Origin of the sequence: Promicromonospora sp. NPDC057138, assembly GCF_042670845.1 — a bacterium.
Taxonomy (GTDB): domain Bacteria; phylum Actinomycetota; class Actinomycetes; order Actinomycetales; family Cellulomonadaceae; genus Promicromonospora.
The window spans coordinates 22,763-38,035 of record NZ_JBHUUX010000058.1; the positions used below are offsets into that span (position 1 = coordinate 22,763).

13 protein-coding genes are annotated in these 15,273 nt (G+C 71.3%); all 13 read left to right on the forward strand.

The features are described from left to right. The first annotated feature begins 123 nt into the window (after positions 1-123). The gene (locus ACFT2C_RS23105; RefSeq protein WP_377209426.1) at positions 124-438 is read left to right on the forward strand and encodes a hypothetical protein; all 315 of its coding nucleotides are present in this window, start codon (positions 124-126) and stop codon (positions 436-438) included. Positions 439-536: 98 nt separating this feature from the next. Next, a complete protein-coding gene (locus tag ACFT2C_RS23110; protein ID WP_377209427.1) occupies positions 537-905 on the forward strand; it encodes a type II toxin-antitoxin system RelE/ParE family toxin in 369 nt (122 codons plus the stop codon). After that, positions 889-1,194 (forward strand): helix-turn-helix domain-containing protein, encoded by a 306-nt coding sequence (locus ACFT2C_RS23115; RefSeq protein ID WP_377209428.1) that lies wholly within the window; start codon positions 889-891, stop codon positions 1,192-1,194. The genes ACFT2C_RS23110 and ACFT2C_RS23115 overlap by 17 nt, the downstream gene beginning before the upstream one ends. Before the next feature lie 731 nt (positions 1,195-1,925). Continuing rightward, positions 1,926-2,519, forward strand: coding sequence for a hypothetical protein (locus ACFT2C_RS23120; RefSeq protein ID WP_377209429.1), 594 nt, complete (start codon positions 1,926-1,928; stop codon positions 2,517-2,519). Positions 2,520-2,703: 184 nt separating this feature from the next. Next, positions 2,704-4,377 (forward strand): UDP-N-acetylmuramoyl-L-alanyl-D-glutamate--2,6-diaminopimelate ligase, encoded by a 1,674-nt coding sequence (locus ACFT2C_RS23125; protein ID WP_377209430.1) that lies wholly within the window; start codon positions 2,704-2,706, stop codon positions 4,375-4,377. Further along, positions 4,374-5,831, forward strand: coding sequence for a UDP-N-acetylmuramoyl-tripeptide--D-alanyl-D-alanine ligase (murF, locus tag ACFT2C_RS23130; RefSeq protein WP_377209431.1), 1,458 nt, complete (start codon positions 4,374-4,376; stop codon positions 5,829-5,831). The genes ACFT2C_RS23125 and murF overlap by 4 nt, the downstream gene beginning before the upstream one ends. Next, the gene (mraY, locus tag ACFT2C_RS23135; RefSeq protein WP_377209432.1) at positions 5,828-6,910 is read left to right on the forward strand and encodes a phospho-N-acetylmuramoyl-pentapeptide-transferase; all 1,083 of its coding nucleotides are present in this window, start codon (positions 5,828-5,830) and stop codon (positions 6,908-6,910) included. Before murF ends, mraY begins: the two co-directional genes overlap by 4 nt. Further along, entirely contained in the window at positions 6,907-8,388 is a 1,482-nt protein-coding gene (gene murD, locus ACFT2C_RS23140; protein WP_377209433.1) for a UDP-N-acetylmuramoyl-L-alanine--D-glutamate ligase, read from the forward strand. The genes mraY and murD overlap by 4 nt, the downstream gene beginning before the upstream one ends. Positions 8,389-8,407: 19 nt before the next feature. Next, entirely contained in the window at positions 8,408-9,640 is a 1,233-nt protein-coding gene (locus tag ACFT2C_RS23145; RefSeq protein WP_377209434.1) for an FtsW/RodA/SpoVE family cell cycle protein, read from the forward strand. Between the two features lie 108 nt (positions 9,641-9,748). Beyond that, positions 9,749-10,903 carry an undecaprenyldiphospho-muramoylpentapeptide beta-N-acetylglucosaminyltransferase gene (gene murG / locus ACFT2C_RS23150; RefSeq protein ID WP_377209435.1) on the forward strand — a complete coding sequence of 385 codons (1,155 nt, stop codon included), beginning with the start codon at positions 9,749-9,751 and terminating at the stop codon, positions 10,901-10,903. Beyond that, positions 10,900-12,411 (forward strand): UDP-N-acetylmuramate--L-alanine ligase, encoded by a 1,512-nt coding sequence (murC, locus tag ACFT2C_RS23155; RefSeq protein ID WP_377209436.1) that lies wholly within the window; start codon positions 10,900-10,902, stop codon positions 12,409-12,411. The genes murG and murC overlap by 4 nt, the downstream gene beginning before the upstream one ends. After that, complete coding sequence (locus tag ACFT2C_RS23160; protein ID WP_377209437.1) at positions 12,411-13,520, forward strand: cell division protein FtsQ/DivIB; 1,110 nt, start codon at positions 12,411-12,413, stop codon at positions 13,518-13,520. The genes murC and ACFT2C_RS23160 overlap by 1 nt, the downstream gene beginning before the upstream one ends. A 184-nt stretch (positions 13,521-13,704) precedes the next feature. Beyond that, on the forward strand, positions 13,705-15,057 hold the full coding sequence (gene ftsZ, locus ACFT2C_RS23165) for a cell division protein FtsZ (RefSeq protein WP_377209438.1): 1,353 nt from the start codon (positions 13,705-13,707) through the stop codon (positions 15,055-15,057). Positions 15,058-15,273: the final 216 nt, after the last annotated feature.

Genomic DNA, 15,273 nt, shown 5'->3' on the forward strand with positions numbered 1-15,273 from the left:
CATCACGCACGACGTGCCACCTGCGCTCGGGTGCGCCGGCGGGGGCCGAGCTGCCGGACCTGGTGGCGCGGTAGGTCGCATAAGTAGTGCCGCGAAGCCGCAGGTCAACGCTAGCCTGGCGCCATGTCTGCGAACGATCTGGTCTGGCTGTTGATCCCGCTGTGCGCGCTGCTCGCGGTGATCTTCGGCGGCGTGCTCATCACGCGCCAGCAGAAGAAGGTCGGCCCGGGTCTTCCGCCGTCGGCGGCCCAGGGAACCGCCAGTGGCTTCGAGCAGGCGGCGGGGGAGACCCGTGAGGACTTCGTCCGCCGGCACCGCAACCGGCCGGGAGTGGTCGCCAATGGCGCGACGCTGGTGGACCTGTACGACCGGATCCGGGTGCTCGAGGAACGCCTCGCGGCGGTCGAGAGCGGCCAGGAGGACCAGGCGAGCACCTGAGTCTGTCTACATGCACTCAGACCGACGTCGGGCGGTCCAAGCTCGTTACCACTCGCACTATCAGAACATCACGATATCCTGATAAGTTGGCTCGGGATGTGGAGATAGATGAGGCGGTGTTCGAGTGGCTGGTCGGATTGGACGAGGATTCCTTCGTCCAGGTCCGTGCTGCGATCAACGTGTTACGTGACCGGGGGCCGCAGCTCGGGCGCCCGTTGGTGGACTCAATCGTGGGGTCGCGGCACAAGAACATGAAGGAACTGAGGCCCGGTTCGTCGGGCCGCAGTGAGTTGCGGGTGTTGTTTGCGTTCGACCCGTCTCGGTCGGCGATCTTGCTGGTCGCCGGTGACAAGGCCGGGCGGTGGCAAGATTGGTACCGCACTGCGATCGGGCTTGCTGATGACCGCTACGACGTGCACCTGCAGCGTCTCCAGGAGAAGGAGGGGAACGATGACCAGGAATCTTGACGACCTGGACCGTGCTCGGCCGGTCGACCCGGACAAGCTTGCCGCCGCTGAGGCTGGGCTGCTGGCACGGCAGCGTGCTTTCCAGCTGCGTGAGCTGCGCGCCCAGATGGATCTGACTCAGGCCGAGCTGGCTGAGCGGATGCACGTCGGGCAGAACCGTGTATCCCAGATTGAGTCCGGCGGAGCCGAGTCCACGCGTCTCGACACCCTGCGCCGTTATGCCCAGGCCCTGGGTGGGACCCTGAGCGTCGAGGTCACCATTGGCGACCACAGGTACATCGTCGCCTGATCATCACCCGGCCGAACCGGTCGGCGGGTGCGACGAGGTGCGCGATGATGCGCGGGTCGCCGTATCCAGTTGTGCCGACCTGCGTACGGGGATGATGTGACTGAGTTTCGAGCTGGCTGGCTCACATTTCCCGTGTCAGCCGAGGTAGCCGCTTTGGTCGTTGACATCCTGGAGGAGTTGATCGGCAGGAACGCGCTGTCACTCGGAGAGGCCGTGGCTCGGATCAACGCGCAGTGGGGCCATCTCGACATGACGAGCGCGACAGATATCTCGTTGCACGAAACCGGGTTCTTCTGGGCGACCGTCATGTTGTACGAGGAACCGATCCCGGACTGGTGGGAAGGGGCTGACCGCTCGGAGTGGACACGACGCCCCGCTCCACCAGTTGACTCAGGATGCTGGACGGTCTCGGGGGAGCGGGGATAAGTACCGGACGCGACGCCCGGGCCTCAGGCCGGGCGGTCAGTCGGTCAGCTTGGGTGACTCGTGCTCGCGAACTTAACCCAGCAGATCTGACGTCGCGGGCGCTACTCGTGGCTCGACTTCTGGTCACCATCGCCCAAACTCAGCGAGCTAGCCTCGCCAGCCTCCTGCTCGGCGCCCTCCGGACTGGACGGAGTCGTCATGCAGTGCGGACACATTTCAATACTACTTCAGAAGTCCTACGCCCGGCTTTTTGAGGGCGGTGCTGCTCGAAAGCCCGGTAGTCTTGGATTCAGCGTGGAGCGAGCATGAGACCGAGAAGCGAGTTGGACGGCCTCGCGGCGGAATTGGCCAAGCGAGTGGACGCTGGCGCTCGACTGGATACGTCGGAAATGGCTCTGGGGCTGAGGGCATCCGGACTATCTGTTGTCGAGACCTGTGTCGTGCTAGCCAAGGGTCTCGGCCTGACTGCCGTTGATGCCCAAGAGCTACTGGTGCGCCTTGCAGCCTCGGGCGCGGACACCTACTTCGTGGATCGCACGGACCAGTTTGCGCGTGATCTTGCGGAGAAGTTCCCCTGGTTTCAGGACCCGCTTGAACCGTACCTCGACGAGTCGGACGCAGGATTCGCTTACGTCTTTTTCGCAGTCGAGGTGACGCCGGAGATAGTAAAGTCGTTCATCGCGAGCGAGGAAAGCGGAACCAATAGTGATCTGGACTGGCGGGGCGTGGTGGCGTTCCTGGACGAATGGCACTCGCGAGGTCTCCAGGACGTCGACAACGTGATTAAGGCGTCCTTTCTCCTGCAGTTTCCGCCGTCGGGAGCGCCCGGATACGGGCTTGTGCGCGATCTCCCTGCTGCTCTACATGAAAGTTTCCACATAGTCAGGCCTCATGGGTGAAGGCTGGCTCGGCGGGAACGATTGAACCGTCGAGTTCAGTTCCTGTGAGTCAACGGTGCCCCCTTGGTTCTTCGCGTGCCCTGGCACTGGATTGCCGAGTCTGTGTCAGGACCACCCCACAACCACCACCCAAGGCCCACAGACGGGACAAGCCCCTCCGCCGCGAGACGGTAGGTTCTTCTCCGTGACATCCCCGTTCGACCGGATCCGCCCGGCCGCCACGACAGCGCGCCAGGTCTCGGACCTCGCCGTCGCGTTCGGCCTCACCATCGCACCAGGTCATCCCGCAGATGCCGCGGTCACCTGCGTGGCCTCTGACAACCGCGTGGCGAGGCAGGGGGACCTCTTCGTGGCCCTCCCCGGCGCCCGCGCGCACGGCGCGCAGTTCGCCGCGGACGCCGTCGGGCGCGGGGCCACGGCGATCCTGACAGACGCGCGCGGAGCCGAGCTGCTCACACAACAGACGAGCACACCGGTCGTCATCGCCGACGACCCCCGCGCCATCCTCGGCCAGGTTGCCGCCTGGGTGCTGGGCAACCCCGCCGAGGAGCTGATGACCTTCGGCGTCACCGGCACCAACGGCAAGACCACCACCACCTACCAGCTCGACCACCTGCTGCGAGCGCTGGGCTGGAAGGGCGGCCTGATCGGCACCGTCGAGACCCGCTCCGGGGACCGCGTCATCCCGAGCACGCTGACCACGCCCGAGGCGGCCGACCTGCAGGCCCTGCTCGCCGCCATGCGCGAGGACCACGTGCGCACGCTCGCCATGGAGGTCTCCTCCCACGCGCTCGCGCAGCACCGGGTCGACGGCGTCGTGTTCGGCGTCGCCGGGTTCACCAACCTGACCCAGGACCACCTCGACTTCCACGGCGACTTCGAGTCCTACTTCGCCACCAAGGCAGACCTGTTCACGCCCGCCCGCGCCCGGCGCGGCGTCGTCACCATCGACGACGCCTGGGGCGAGCGCATGGCGCAGGCCGCGCAGATCCCCGTCGCGACTCTCACCACGCTTCCCGGCAAGGTCGCCGATTGGACCGTGACCGACACCGTGCCGTCCGGCACTGGGTCCGCCTTCACCCTGACGCACCGCGACGGGCGCACCCTGCGCACCTCCACCTCCCTGCCGGGCGGCTACAACGTCGCCAACGCGGCCCTCGCGGTCACTATGGTGCTCGAGGGCGGCTCGGACATCCGCGACGTGACCGAGGCGCTCGCGGCCGCCGACGGCCTGAGCGCTACCGTCCCCGGCCGCATGGAGGTGCTCGCCACCGAGCCGCGCGTGGTCGTGGACTTCGCGCACAACACGGAGGCGCTCGAGCTCTCGCTGGCGGCCCTGCGTCCGACGACGGCGGGCCGGCTCGCCGTCGTGTTCGGCGCCACCGGCGACCGGGACCCCGGCAAGCGGCCCTTCATGGGCGCGGCCGCTGTCCGCGGCGCGGACGTGGTCTACGTGACGGACGACGACCCTCACGACGAGGACGCGGCGAAGGTGCGGGCCGAGGTGCTCGCGGGCACCGGCCCTCACACAGGACCAGGCAACGGCCAGGGCGCCGCGCCGGGACGCCTCGTCGATGCGGCGGACGACAGCGGCTCGCGTACGGTTGAGGTCCACGAGGTCGCCCCGCGCGCGGATGCGATCCGCGCCGCGATCCTCGCGGCCGGCCCGGACGACACGGTGCTGGTCGCGGGCCGCGGGCACGAGACGGTCCAGGAGATCGCCGGCGTGGACCACCTGCTCGACGACCGCGTCGAGGCGCGCGCCGCGCTGGCGGCACGGGCCGCTCCGGGCTCCGGGCAGGACGCTGAGCAGGACTCCGAGCAGGACCCCATGCAGGAGAGGACGACACAGGCATGATCGAGCTGACTGCGGCACAGGTCGCCGCAGCCACCGGCGGGCGGCTGCACGCCGACCCGGACGTGACGGTCACGGGGTCGGTGGTCATCGACTCGCGCGACGCGGCACCCGGTGCGCTGTTCGTGGCGCTGCCGGGCGAGCGGGTCGACGGGCACGACTTCGCTGCCACCGCGGTGGCAGCGGGCGCGGCCCTGGTGCTGGCCTCCCGCGAGCTGGACGGCCTGCCGACCGTCGTGGTGGACGACCCGCAGACCGCCCTCGGCGACCTCGCACGGCACGTCCTGGCGACGGTCCGCGGCGGGGCCGGCGGCGTCGGGCCCAAGGTCGTGGCCGTGACCGGCTCGGTCGGCAAGACCACCACCAAGGACCTGCTCGGCCAGCTCCTCACTCCGGAAGCAGGGGGAGAGCACGCGATCATCTTCCCCAAGGGCTCGTTCAACAACGAGATCGGCCTCCCGCTGACCGTCCTGCGGGTCACCGCTGCCACGCGCTACCTGGTGCTCGAGATGGGCGCCGACCGCGTCGGCAACATCGCCTACCTCACGCGCATCGCGCCGCCCGACGTCGGCGTCGTGCTGCGGGTCGGCGTCGCGCACGTCGGCCACTTCGGCAGCGTCGAGGCCATCGCGAAGACCAAGGGCGAGATGGTGACGGGCGTCGTCGACGGCGGCACGGTCGTGCTCAACGCCGACGACCTGCGCGTCGCCGAGATGGCGGGCCAGGCCGCGCCCACCACCACCGTGCAGACGTTCGGGACGATCCCGTCCGCCGACGTCCGCGCCGAGGACATCGAGGTCGACCCCGCGGGCCGGGCGAGCTTCGTGCTTCGCGTCTCGCGCGCGGGCGACGCCGACGCGCAGCGCGCCGACGTCGCGCTCCAGCTCGTCGGGCCGCACCACGTGAGCAACGCGCTCGCGGCGGCGACGGCAGCGCTGCGCCTCGGCGTGCCCGTGGCCGACGTCGCGAAGCGGCTCTCGTCGGCCACGGCGCAGAGCCCGCACCGCATGGCCGTTACCGAGCGGCCCGACGGCGTCACCGTGATCGACGACGCGTACAACGCGAACCCGGACTCGATGAAGGCCGCGCTGCGCACCCTCGCGGTGATGGCCGGCCGGACCCGCCGCTCGGTGGCGGTGCTCGGCGGGATGCACGAGCTCGGCGACGGCTCGCGCGCCGCGCACGACGAGATCGGGCGCCTCGTGGTCCGGCTGAACATCAAGCAGCTCGTCGTGGTCGGCGACGACGCTTATCACATCCACGAGGGCGCCATGCAGGAGGGGTCCTGGGGCTCGGAGTCGATCTTCGTCCCTGACCTGGCCGCCGCCCGCCTGCTGCTGGACGAGTCGCTGGAGCCGGGCGACGTCGTGCTCGTGAAGGCGTCCCACGGGGCCAACCTGGCCGAGCTCGGGGACCACCTGTCGATGGCCAAGACCGTAGAGGACAACAACAAGTGATCGCGATCCTGGTCAGCGCCGCCGTGGCGCTGCTCGTCGCCCTGCTGGGCACTCCGGTCTTCATCCGGTTCCTGCTCCACAAGAACTACGGCCAGTTCGTCCGCGAGGACGGCCCGACCGGGCACTTCACCAAGCGCGGCACACCCCAGATGGGCGGCGTCGTCATCATCGCCGCGACCGTGATCGGGGTCGCGGCCTCGATGCTGATGTCGCAGCGGCTGCCGAGCGTGTCGGCGCTGCTCGCGCTCTATCTCATGGCGGGCCTCGGCCTGGTCGGCTTCCTCGACGACTTCACCAAGATCCGCAAGCAGCGCTCCCTCGGCCTGACCCCGCGCGCCAAGCTGATCGGGCAGGGCGCCGTCGGCATCTCGTTCGCCGTGCTCGCGCTGCAGTTCCCCAACGAGAACTCGCGCACCCCGGCGTCGACCAAGATCTCGTTCCTGCGCGACACCGAGTTCGACCTGGCCTTCGCCGGCGCCACCATCGGCCTCATCCTCTTCGTGATCTGGGCCAACCTGCTGGTGTCCGCCTGGTCCAACGCGGTGAACGTGACCGACGGCCTGGACGGCCTGGCCACCGGCGTCTCGATCATCACGTTCGGCGCGTACGTGCTGGTCGGGATCTGGCAGCTCAACCAGTCGTGCCAGTTCCTCGCCACAGCCGGTCCACGGTGTTACGAGGTGCGCGACCCGCAGGACCTCGCGGTCGTCGCCGCCGCCGTCACGGGCGCCTGCGTCGGGTTCCTGTGGTGGAACGCCAACCCCGCCAAGATCTTCATGGGCGACACCGGCTCTCTCGCCCTGGGCGGCGCCCTCGCCGGCTTGTCGATCCTGTCGCGGACCGAGCTGCTCGCGGTGATGCTCGGTGGGCTGTTCGTGCTCATCGTCTCCTCGGTCGTGATCCAGGTCGGATACTTCAAGATGACCGGCAAGCGCGTCTTCAAGATGGCACCGCTGCAGCACCACTTCGAGCTGTCCGGGTGGGGCGAGGTCACCATCGTCATCCGGTTCTGGCTCATCGCGGGCCTGCTCGCGGGCCTGGGCATGGGCATCTTCTACGCCGAGTGGGTCGCCCAGTGACCGGTCCGGCCGGCGCCGACACCTACGGCGCCGTCGAGCCGCGCGTACCCCTGACCGAGGCCCGGGTGGTCCTGGCGGGCCTCGGCGTCACCGGCCGGGCGCTGCAGCGCGTCCTGACGCCGCGCGTCGCCTCGCTCGTCACGGTGGACGACAAGGCCGACGACGCCGACCACAGCCGCCTCGACGCCGACGCCGCGGCCGCCGTGCTGGCCCAGGCCGACCTGCTCGTCGCCTCCCCGGGATTCGCGCCGCACCACCCCGTCGTCGCCGCCGCGCTGGCGGCGGGCGTGCCCGTGTGGAGCGAGATCGAGCTGGCGTGGCGCCTGCGCGTCGACCGCCTCGGCTCCGACGAGCCCGCACCGTGGCTCGGGATCACCGGGTCCAACGGCAAGACCACCACCGTGGAGATGCTGGCGGCGATCCTGCGCGCCGCGGGCCTGCGCACCGCCGCCGTCGGCAACGTGGGGCGGCCCCTCGTGGAGGCGGCCCTCGATCCCACCCTCGACGTCGTAGCGGTGGAGCTGTCGAGCTTCCAGCTCCACTTCACGAACACGATGTCGCTGGAGGCGGGCGCGGTCCTCAACGTCTCGCCCGACCACCTCGACTGGCACGGCTCGATCGACGCGTACACCCGCGACAAGGGCCGCATCTACGAGAACACCCAGGTGGCGTGCGTCTACAACGTCGCGGACCCGACGACCGAGGAGCTGGTGCGGGAGGCCGACGTCGTCGAAGGCGCCCGCGCCGTCGGCTTCGTGGCGGGCACCCCCGGCCCGGGCGACCTCGGGCTGGTCGACGGCGTCCTGGTGGACCGCGCCTTCCACGCCGCCCACGACGACCCGGACCGCCGCAAGAGCGCCGCCGAGCTCGGCACCCTCGAGGACCTGAAGCAGCTCGGCGACCACAACGGCGTCGTGCCCACGCACATCGTCGCGGACGCCCTGGCCGCCGCCGCCCTGGCCCGCGCGCACGGCGTGCCCGCGGCCGCCGTCCGCGACGGCCTGCGGTCCTTCGGCCCGAGCGAGCACCGCATCCAGCGCATCGCGGAGGCCGACGGCGTCACCTACGTCAACGACTCGAAGGCGACGAACGCCCACTCCGCGGCCGCCTCGCTGGCCGGCTTCGCCCACGGCACGGTGGTCTGGATCGCGGGCGGACTGGCCAAGGGCGCGACGTTCGACGAGCTCGTGTCGTCCCGTGCGGACCGCATGCGCGCCGCCGTCGTCATCGGGGCTGACCCGAAGCCGCTGGCCGACACGCTGGTCCGACACGCGCCGCAGATCCCGGTGGTCGTGATCGATCCCGGTGACACTGGGACCGTGATGCGCCGGGCGGTAGCAGCGGCGCGGGACCTGGCGCAGCCGGGGGACACCGTGCTGCTGGCCCCGGCGGGCGCGTCGCAGGACCAGTTCGTCTCGTACGCCCAGCGCGGCGAGGAGTTCGCCAAGGTCGTGCGTGAGCTCACCACCACGCACTGACGCGCGGGAGGGGCACGGGATGGCCACGACGGGAACGAGTCGCAGCGCAACCGAGCGTTCCTGGCTGGGCCAGTGGAACTCCAACGTCTCCAGCTACTACCTCCTGGTGGGCACTACCGGCCTGTTGACCGTGATCGGCCTGATCATGGTGCTGTCCAGCTCGACGGTGACGTCGATCGCCGAGGGGCAGTCGCCGTACGCCGCGTTCCTGGTCCAGGCGCAGTACGCGCTGATGGGCCTGCCCGTGCTGGTGGTCGCCGCGCACCTGCCCGTCCGCTGGTACAAGCGCCTCGCGCTGCCCGGGATCCTGATCGCGGCCGGTCTGCTGGTGGCGGTGATCTTCCTCGGCGTGGTCCGGAACGGCCAGCAGAACTGGATCCTGCTGGGGCCGTTCTCGTTCCAGCCGTCCGAGCTCGCCAAGCTCGCGCTCGCCATCTGGCTCGGCACCGTGCTGGGCCGCAAGCACGCCCTGCTGGGCAGCTGGTCGCACGCGATCCTGCCCGCGGTGCCGGGCGCGGTGGTGATTCTCGGCCTGGTGCTCGCCGGGGGTGACCTCGGCACCGCGCTCGTGATGGGCCTCTTGGTGGCGGGGGCTTTCTTCGTCGCCGGCGTGCCCCTGTCGCTGATGGGCCTCGGCGGCGCGGTCGCGGCGTTCGTCGTCGGCTACGTGTTCATCCTGCAGCAGGACGGCGGGGACCGCCTGCAGCGCATCGTCGCGACCTACGGCGCCTCGTGCGACAAGGCCACGGAGTGCTACCAGTCCCTGCACGGCCTGTTCGGGCTGGGCACGGGCGGGCTGTGGGGTGTGGGCCTGGGCGGCAGCCGCGAGAAGTGGAGTTATCTGCCTGAGGCCCACAACGACTTCATCTTCGCGGTCATCGGCGAGGAGCTGGGCCTGTTCGGCACGGTGCTGGTCCTCGCGCTGTTCGCGGTGCTCGGGCTCACGATGAGCCGCGTGATCCGGCGGCACACCGACCCGTTCGTCAAGGTGACCACGGCCGCCGTCGCCTGCTGGATCGTGGGCCAGGCGTTCGTGAACATCGGCGTGGTGATCGGCGTCCTGCCGGTGATCGGCGTGCCGCTCCCGCTGGTGTCCGCCGGCGGCTCGGCGCTGATCACTACGATGGCGGCGCTCGGGATGGTGATTTCCTTCGCCCGGTCGGAGCCAGGGGCTGCCAAGGCACTGGCCGCACGCGGTAGCGTCGTCCGCAAGTCGCTGGCTGTGCTGGGCGGCGCGGTCCGTAGACGGTAGAAATGTGCACGGCGGTTCCTTCTGTGACGAGATCCTGCACATCGATCCCGCACAGCCGGCCGCATCGGGTCCGCCCGGGCAGTACGCCCGGGCGACGACGAGAAGGTGATGATGAGCTCAGCAGTTGTGTCGGTGGTGCTCGCCGGAGGCGGCACCGCGGGACACGTGAACCCCCTGCTCGCGGTGGCCGACGAGGTGCGGCGCCGGCAGCCCGGCGCGCGCGTGCTCGCGCTCGGCACCACCACCGGTCTGGAGGCCGAGCTGGTGCCGGCCCGCGGCTACGAGCTGCGGCCCGTCCCGCGCGTGCCGATGCCGCGCCGCCCGAGCCCCGATCTGCTGCGGCTGCCGGGCCGGCTGGCCGCGGCCGTGAAGGTCGCCGAGGACGCGATCGACGAGATCGGCGCGCAGGCGGTGATCGGGTTCGGTGGGTACGTCGCGACCCCGGCGTACCTCGCGGCCCGGCGCAAGGACGTGCCGATCGTGATCCACGAGCAGAACGCCCGGCCTGGCCTGGCCAACCGGCTCGGTGCCCGCTGGGCGGCCCGCGTGGGCCTCACGTTCGCCGGCACGCCGCTGCGCGGCGGCGTCCTGACGGGCCTGCCGCTGCGCCAGGCGATCGCCGCCCTCGTGCAGGAGCGTGAGGCCGACGCCGCTGGCGTGCGCGTCCGGGCCGCCGCCGAGCTGGGCCTGGACCCGGCGCTGCCGACCCTCGTGGTCACCGGCGGCTCGTCGGGTGCGCTGAACGTGAACCGCGCGGTCCAGGGTGCCGCGGCCCAGATCCTCGCGGCGGGTGCGCAGGTGCTGCACCTGACCGGCAAGGGCAAGGCCGACGAGGTGCGCGAGGCGGTCGCCGCCCTCGACCCCGGCCGTTACCAGGTGCGCGAGTACCTCGAGCAGATGGAGCTCGCCTACGCGGTGGCCGACCTCGTGGTCTGCCGCTCCGGCGCGGGCTCCGTGGCCGAGCACGCGGCGCTCGGCATCCCCGCCATCTACGTGCCGCTGCCCATCGGCAACGGCGAGCAGCGGCTCAACGCGGCCCCGCTGGTCCAGGCGGGCGGCGGTGTGCTGGTGGACGACGCCGACCTCACACCCGACTGGGTGTCCCGAGAAGTCCCAGCGCTGCTCGCGGACCGCGAGCGGCTCGGTGTCATGGCGAAGGCCGCACGGTCGGCCGGCACCAGCGACGGCGCCGCGCGCGTGGTCGATCTCGTCGAACAAGCCGTACGGTCAGCAGGTACCGACACCTCGGAGGTCAGGTCATGAGCACCACGGTCACGGATCAGATGGCGGATCAGGTCGCGAGGCTCGGGCGCGTCCACATGATCGGCATCGGCGGGGCGGGCATGTCCGTCGTCGCCCGCCTGCTCGCCGGGCGCGGGGTGCCCGTGCAGGGCTCCGACGCCGCCGAGTCGGACACGCTGGAGGCCCTGCGGGCCGCGGGCGTCAAGGTCTGGGTCGGGCACGATCCGGCCCGCCTCACAGGCGTGGACACCGTGGTGATCTCCAGCGCCGTGCACGAGGACAACCCCGAGCTCTCCGCGGCCCGTGCCCGCCGGTTGAACGTGCTGCACCGCTCCCAGGCGCTGGCCGCCCTCATGGAGGGGTCGCGCGGCATCGCCGTCGCGGGCGCGCACGGCAAGACGACGACGTCGGCGATGATCGCGACGATCCTGCGCGAGGCTGGCCTGGACCCGTCGTACGCGATCGGCGGCACCGTGCGCACAGCGAACGGGTCGACGCCTGGCGGCTACCTTGGCACGTCCGACATCCTCGTGGCGGAGGCTGACGAGTCGGACGGCTCGTTCCTCAACTACACGCCCACCATCGCGGTGGTGACGAACGTCGAGGCGGACCACCTGGACCATTACGGTACCGAGGAGGCTTTCAAGGGGGCGTTCATCCGGTTTGCGCGCCGCCTGGGGTCCGAGGGCTGGCTCATCGCCTGCGCCGACGACGAGGGCTCGCTCTCAGTGGGCGCCACGATCTGCGCCACGGGCGGCCACGTCATCACCTACGGCACCGACGCCACCGCCCGCGTGCGGGTCACCGACATCTCCACGACGCCGGAGGGTACGACGGCGGTGCTGCGCGGCGACATCCTGGGCACCAACGAGCAGGTGGCCGACAACGCCGGTGCGCCCACCACGGTGCCGGGCCTCCAGATGCGGCTGTCGGTCCCTGGCAAGCACAACGTGCTCAACGCGACCGCCGCCGTCATCGCCGCGGTGCAGCTGGGCGTGGCGCCCGAGCAGGCGATCGCCGGCGTCGAGGCGTTCGTCGGCACGGGCCGCCGCTTCGAGGAGAAGGGCATGGCCGACGGCGTGCGCGTCATCGACGACTACGCCCATCACCCCACGGAGATCCGGGCCATCCTGACGGCCGCCCGTGAGATCGCCGACGGCGGCCGCGTGCTCGTCCTGTTCCAGCCGCACCTGTACTCGCGCACCAGGATCTTCGCCGAGAGCTTCGCCAAGGAGCTGTCCGCCGCCGACGAGGTGGTGGTCACGGACATCTACGGGGCACGCGAGGAGCCCGACCCCTCGGTCACACCAGGCACCATCGTCGACCTCATGACTGATCACGACGCCGTCTACGCGGTGCCGGACCGCCTCGACGCCGCGCACGCGATCGCCGACCTCGCCCGGCCGGGCGACGTGGTGCTCACGGTGGGCGCCGGCGACGTCACGCAGCTCGGCCCCGCCATCCTGGCGCGGCTGAACGGCCGCGTGGCGACGGAGTCGCCGACCGGCGCGGGGCTGGGCGAGGACTGATGCGACCGCCCGCGCGCCCTCGCGTCGCGGGCACGGCACGGCCGCGCCCCGCAGGCCAGGGTTCGGCACAGCAGGAAGATCAGGGCCGGGAGGCCACGGGCTCGACCGCCCGGGGTGCGCGGGCCCAGGAGACCGCCGAGCGGGCTCCCGGGCCGGACCGTCCTCGGCGCGCGTCGTCGACGGGGGCCCCGGCCGAGGGATACCCGGCCGAACGACCGGCTCCGCAGCGTCGGTCCGCGCAGGGCCGGGCCGCGGAGCGTCCGGCCCAGGCGCCGGCCCGGCCGGGGCGTTCCGAGACGGGCGGTCCCGGGACGAGCCGCACCGAGACGGGCCGGGCGGCGCCGTCGGGCGCCCGGGACGGCGTGGTCTCGGACCAGCTCGCCGACCGCCTCGCCGAACGCACGGCGATGGCCCGCTATCGCGTGTGGCGGCGGATCGGCTGGACCGCGTTCACCCTGGCTGCCGTCGCGGGGCTGGTGTGGGCGGCGTTCTTCTCGTCGCTGCTGGCGCTCGACCCGGAGCAGGTGCGGGTCTCGGGCGAGGGCACGACCGTCGACGCCGGGCAGGTGCGCGACGCCGTGACGGATCAGGCGGGCGTGCCGCTGCCGCGGATCGACACGGTAGGGCTGCGCGAGGAGATCCTCGCGATGAACGCCGTCAAGGACGTGCGGATCTCGCGGGTCTGGCCGGACGGCCTGGCGGTACACCTCACGTCCCGCGAGCCGGTGGCCGCGGTGCCGCAGCCGGGCGACGTGTACGCCCTGATGGACGCCGAGGGCGTGCGGGTGGGCACCGCGGACGACGTCCCGGAGGACCTGCCGTCGATAGTGGTCTCGCTGGCCGACGGCGAGGCCGGCGCGCGCGCGATGGACGCGGCCCTCGCCGTCCTGGGCGCGCTGCCGCCGAAGCTTGGCTCCGACATCCGGACGGTGAGCGCGGCGACGCAGGACGACGTGCGCACCACGCTGTCCGACGGGCGCGTGATCCGGTGGGGGAGCGGCGCGCAGGTCGAGCTGAAGACCAGGGTGGCGCAGACGCTGCTCGAGGCGGAGCCGTCGGCGACGACCATCGACGTGTCGGCGCCGGCCCTGCCGGTCACCAGCGAATGACAGCGATGTGATTTCTCGCGTGCATCGGTGCGCGACACGCGCAACGATGTCTTCGACACACCTCGACGACGCACTTACCGTCGAACTCAGCAGCAACCTGACATAACTCTAACCCTCTACCTCAACCTGAGACTTTGGGAGGGATGAGAGTCGGGACTCGGGACCCGAATCGAAAGGCGACGACGTGGCAACTCCGCAGAACTACCTGGCAGTAATCAAGGTGGTCGGTATCGGCGGCGGTGGTGTGAACGCCGTCAACCGCATGATCGAGGTCGGCCTCAAGGGCGTCGAGTTCATCGCGATCAACACTGACGCACAGGCACTCCTGATGTCCGACGCCGACGTCAAGCTCGACGTCGGCCGCGAGCTCACGCGCGGCCTCGGTGCCGGCGCGGACCCGGAGGTCGGCAAGAAGGCCGCCGAGGACCACGCCGAGGAGATCGAGGACGTCCTGCGCGGCGCAGACATGGTCTTCGTCACCGCGGGCGAGGGCGGCGGCACGGGCACGGGCGGCGCCCCGGTGGTGGCGCGGATCGCGCGCTCGCTCGGCGCGCTGACCGTCGGCGTCGTGACACGCCCCTTCACGTTCGAGGGCCGACGCCGCGCGGTGCAGGCCGACAGCGGCATCGAGAACCTGCGCGACGAGGTCGACACGCTGATCGTGATCCCGAACGACCGGCTCCTGTCGATGTCGGACCGGAACGTGTCCGCGATCGCGGCGTTCCACTCGGCCGACCAGGTGCTGCACTCCGGCGTGCAGGGCATCACGGACCTGATCACCACGCCGGGCCTGATCAACCTCGACTTCGCGGACGTGAAGTCGGTCATGCAGGGCGCGGGCTCGGCCCTCATGGGCATCGGCTCGGCACGGGGCGAGGACCGCGCGGTGCAGGCCGCCGAGCTGGCGATCTCGTCGCCGCTGCTGGAGGCGTCGATCGACGGTGCCCACGGCGTGCTGCTCTCGATCCAGGGCGGCAGCGACCTGGGCCTCTTCGAGGTGCACGAGGCCGCGCGCCTGGTGCAGGAGGCCGCGCACCCGGAGGCGAACATCATCTTCGGTACGGTCATCGACGACGCCCTGGGCGACGAGGTGCGGGTCACCGTCATCGCCGCGGGCTTCGACGGCGGCCTGCCCAAGGAGCGCAAGGACAGCCGGGCGCTCGGCCAGGTGTCGGGTGCGGTCGGGGCCGGTGCGGTGCCGGCCACGCGCAGCCCCGCCACGGCGCCGGTCCCGCTGCCCGACGTGTCGGACGCCGCCCGGCGGGCGCCCGAGCACCAGGGCGTGAACGGCATGCCGCCGTCGGTCCCGCCGGCGCACCAGCCCTCGCCGGTCTCGACGCTGCCCCGCGTGATCGACGACGAGGGTTCGGACGACGTGCCCCGCACGCTGGACGAGCCGGCCGTCGTCGTGCAGGGCTCGTTCAACCGGCAGGAGGTCGGGCGCAAGCAGGGCGAGCGCGTGGAGGTGCCGCCGCTGTACGACGAGAACCCGCGCCGGACCTCCGAGGACCTGGACGTCCCGGACTTCCTGAAGTGATCGGCCGGGTAACCTCACACAGGTGAGCGACACCCGGAGTCTTGCAGGCGTGGGCCCCCGCCGAAGGGGGGGCGGGGGGGTCGCGCTTTTATAGCACGGGCGGGGGGGCGGGAGGCCCCCCCCCGGGGGGGCCGGGGGGCGGGGGGGGGGGGGGGGCCCCCGATGGTCCTGGGGTGGGTGATGGGGCCAGTGCCAGCGCGCAGACCTACCGCGAGG